This window comes from Pseudomonas sp. AP42 (assembly GCF_001728935.1).
In the GTDB taxonomy this organism is placed as follows: domain Bacteria; phylum Pseudomonadota; class Gammaproteobacteria; order Pseudomonadales; family Pseudomonadaceae; genus Aquipseudomonas; species Aquipseudomonas lactis.
In genome coordinates, this window is record NZ_LYSO01000199.1 from 1 (window position 1) to 4,234 (window position 4,234).

The following is a 4,234-nucleotide window of genomic DNA, read 5'->3' on the forward strand; positions in this document are numbered from 1 at the left end:
CCCACAAGGTTGTGTAGATACCTATGGTCATCGCAGGCAAGCCAGCTCCCACATGTAGACCGCGGGGTGTCAGGGAGATGGGCGCCGGCTGGCAGGCCGTCACGGGAGCAAGCGTCCTCGCCACAGACTCAGCGTCGCGCCGAGGTTATGCGTCTAGCGCTGTGACAACACACTGGCCAGCAACCCAGGGAAGCGGCTCTCCAGCTCGTCACGGCGCAACGAGTTCATATGGGTGGTGCCCACATTGCGCGTGTGCACCAAGCCCGCATCGCGCAATACCCGGAAATGATGGGACATGCTGGACTTGGGCCGCCCCCCGTCCAGTTCGCCACAGGTCGCCTCTGGCACGTTGGCCAGGTAGCGCACGATGTCCAGGCGTACGGGGTCGCTCAAGGCGTACAGCACACGCTCAAGCGTCAATTCCAGCGGGGTAGGGTGTTTGAAGGCTCGCATGGGGCGGATCATAACAGGGGGGTAGCGTTCAATACCATAGTTCGATTACCATCGAACTATCGAATCACTCACCCCTTCCTGGAGCTCCCAATGTCGGCCTTGTTCGAACCGTTCAAACTTAAAGACGTGACCTTGCGCAATCGCATTGCTATACCACCGATGTGCCAGTACATGGCCGACGACGGCATGGTCAACGACTGGCACCACGTGCACCTGGCCGGCATGGCCCGTGGTGGTGCCGGCCTGCTGGTGGTCGAGGCCACTGCGGTTGCCCCTGAAGGGCGCATCACCCCAGGCTGCGCCGGCATCTGGAGCGACGCCCACGCCGAGGCATTCGTGCCGATGGTCAAAGCGATCAAGGCCGCAGGTTCGGTGCCGGGCATTCAGATCGCCCACGCCGGCCGCAAAGCCAGCGCCAACCGCCCCTGGGAAGGTGATGACCACATCCCGGCCTCTGATTCCCGCAGTTGGGAAACCATCGCCCCGTCTGCCATCGCGTTCGGTGCCAACCTGCCCAACGTACCGCGTGCCATGACCCTTGAAGACATCGCCCGCGTGCAGCAGGACTTCGTCGACGCGGCTCGTCGTGCTCGCGATGCCGGCTTTGAATGGATCGAGTTGCACTTCGCCCACGGCTACCTGGGTCAGAGCTTTTTCTCCGAGCATTCCAACCAGCGTACCGATGCCTACGGTGGCAGCTTCGACAACCGCAGCCGCTTCCTCCTCGAAACCCTGGCTGCAGTGCGTGAAGTCTGGCCGGAAAACCTGCCGCTCACCGCCCGGTTCGGTGTGATCGAATACGACGGCCGTGATGAGCAGACCCTCACCGAGTCCATCGAACTGGCCCGCCGTTTCAAGGACGGTGGCCTGGACCTGCTGAGCGTCAGCGTCGGCTTTACTATTCCTGACACTAACATTCCTTGGGGCCCGGCCTTCATGGGCCCGATTGCTGAGCGTGTACGCCGTGAAGCCGGTATCCCGGTGACGTCAGCCTGGGGCTTCGGCACGCCGCAACTGGCCCAAGGCGCGTTGCAGGCCGGGCACCTGGACCTGGTTTCGGTAGGTCGGGCACATTTGGCCGACCCACATTGGGCCTACTTTGCCGCCAAGGAGTTGGGCGTGGACAAGTCTTCCTGGACCTTGCCGGCACCTTACGCGCATTGGTTGGAACGCTATCGCTGAGGTAAGCCTGCGCGTTGCATGAGCCACTCGATTGAGTGGCTTTTTTTCGCCTGTTGTTTTTCGCGACCTAAGCGGCGAAAAATAACAAATGAGAACCGATATCAAACGAGAATGCCCTGATATATGATGCGCGGCGAATTCTTGGCAGGTTTGCCGTCCCATCTGGCTCATTCACTAGGTTCCACACCCATGCGTCGTACCCTGATTTCCATCTGCGTGCTCCAGGCGTTTTCCCCCTTCGCGTGGTCAGAGCAGGTGCCTGCCGAGAGTGCCAGTATCGAGCTGCAAGCGACCAATGTCACCGCCACTGCGGACCTTGAGTCGGCCCAAGGCCCCGTGCAGGGCTACCACGCCACACGCTCAGCCAGTGCGACGCGCACCGACACCTCTATTCATGAAACCCCGCAGTCCATCAGCGTAGTGTCCAAGGACGTGGTTGAAGACCTCGGTGCAACGCGCCTGCAGGATGCCCTTGACTACGCCGGCGGCGTGGGTCGTGCCAACAACTTCGGCGGGCAGGGCCTGACCACCTTTACCGTGCGCGGCTTCACCACCGGTGAGTTCTACCGCAATGGGTTCCCGATCAACCGCGGTTACCCGAACATGCCGGACGCCAACACCATCGAGCGTCTTGAAGTGCTGCGCGGCCCCGCGACCATGCTCTACGGCCGTGGCGACCCGGGCGGTACCTTCAATGTGGTGTCCAAGCAGCCGCTGGCCGAACGCACCGTCACCCTGGGTAGCCAGCTCAATGACCAGGGCATGAAGCGCGGCACCTTGGATGCCTCCGGCCCGCTGGACGAGGAAGGCCGCCTGGCCTATCGCCTGAACGTGGTGGGCGAGGGCGGCGACACCTTCCGCGATCACGTCGAGACGGAACGCTACGGCGTGACGCCGGTGATTACCTGGCAGGCCACCGATGACACCAAGGTGACCTTCGAAGGCGATTTCATGCGCAACAACCACCCGCTGGACCGCGGCCTGACGCGCTTCCCCAATCAGCGCGGTACGCCTTCGCGCGACACGTTCTGGGGCGACAAGGACGCCGGCAAGCTGCACAACGACAACAACATGGCGCAACTGCGTTTTGAGCATGCGCTGAACGACAACTGGACCCTGGGCGGCGGCTTCCAGTGGTTGGACGGTAGCTTGAAAGGCAATGCCATCGAAGCCAACGGGCCGGGCAGCCTGGGCGCCGATGGCCGCACCCTGCAACGCAACTTCAACTATCGCAAGCTGGAATGGACCGACAAGGATTACCAGCTCAACTTGACCGGGCACTTCTCCACTGGCGGCTTCGATCACACGCTGCTCACCGGTATCGAGTACGAGGATTACGACTACAAATCGATCATCCAGCGTTCAAGCGCCGTTGCGGGTACTTACCCGATCGATATCTTTGATCCGGTGTACGGTCAAACCCGTCCGGCGCTGACCCGTACGCCGACCCATGATAAAGAGAACCTCAAGACCTACGCCGCTTTCGTGCAGGACCAGGTTGCCCTCACTGAGCGTTTGAAAGTACTGGCCGGTGCGCGCTTTGAGCGTTTCGAGCACGATTACCAGAACTATGTAGGTAAAAGCTGGCAGGCCGCGGACAACGCCGTCACCCCGCGTGTGGGTGTGATCTACGACCTCACCGACACCGTCGCGGTGTATGCCGATGCCGCGCGTTCGTTCAAGCCCAACACCGGTGCTAGCCGCGAAGGTGTTAGTTTTGCGCCGGAGAAAGGCAAATCCTACGAGATGGGCATTAAATGGGAAGCGCTTGACCGCCAACTGAGCATCGACGCCGCTATCTACCAGATCGAAAAGAAAAACGTGCTGGCTGTCGACCCGGCTGATACCACCAACACCTTCAACGTCGCAGCTGGCCAGGTGCGCAGTCGCGGGTTCGACCTCAACGTGGCAGGCAACCTCACACCCGAATGGCGCGTGATCGGCGGCTACGCCTATGTGGATGCCGAAGTTACTCGCGACACCACCCTGCGCTCCGGCACTCGCTTGATGAACATCCCGCGCAACAGCTTCAGCCTGCTCAACGTCTACGAGTTCCAGGACGGCGCGCTCAAAGGCCTGGGCCTGGGCGTCGGCGGCAAGTACGTCGACCAGCGCGCCGGCCAGACTGCTAACACGGCATTCTCCATGGACGCCTATACCGTGGTCGACCTGCTCGGTTACTACAAGGTCAATGAGCGTGTGCGCTTGAACCTGGATGTGAAGAACCTGTTCAACCGCGAGTATGAAGAGGGCGCGTTCGGCAATATCTACGCCTACCCCGGTGCACCGCGTACCGTGCAGGTGGGCATCGCCTATACCCTATGATGAACAACTGCGATATGTGGGAGCTGGCTTGCCTGCGATGACGGCCTGCCAACCGACGCCTACTACCTGAAACCCCACGGTCCAACTGTGGGAGCTGGCTTGCCTGCGAAGACGGCCTGCCTGCCAACGCCCACTACCTGACACCCCACGGTCCAACTGTGGGAGCGGGCTTGCTCGCGAAGGCGGCCTGGCAGGCGACACAGTTGGATTGGGTATATATCCATTGCTGCGGTAACGGCTACTTAGGGTTCCGCCCTGACGGCGGCTCACTTTT

At 61.4% G+C, this 4,234-nt stretch carries 3 protein-coding genes; 2 read left to right on the top strand and 1 reads right to left on the bottom strand.

The annotated features are described in order from the left end of the window. Window positions 1-153: 153 nt before the first annotated feature. Window positions 154-453 (bottom strand): helix-turn-helix transcriptional regulator, encoded by a 300-nt coding sequence (locus A7K61_RS30350; protein WP_050516211.1) that lies wholly within the window; start codon window positions 451-453, stop codon window positions 154-156. A gap of 90 nt (window positions 454-543) precedes the next feature. On the opposite strand from A7K61_RS30350, the gene A7K61_RS30355 reads away from it, so the two are divergent. Beyond that, on the top strand, window positions 544-1,635 hold the full coding sequence (locus A7K61_RS30355) for an NADH:flavin oxidoreductase/NADH oxidase (protein WP_044272383.1): 1,092 nt from the start codon (window positions 544-546) through the stop codon (window positions 1,633-1,635). A gap of 189 nt (window positions 1,636-1,824) precedes the next feature. Further along, window positions 1,825-3,960, top strand: coding sequence for a TonB-dependent siderophore receptor (locus tag A7K61_RS30360; protein WP_069559004.1), 2,136 nt, complete (start codon window positions 1,825-1,827; stop codon window positions 3,958-3,960). The last annotated feature ends 274 nt before the right edge of the window (window positions 3,961-4,234 follow it).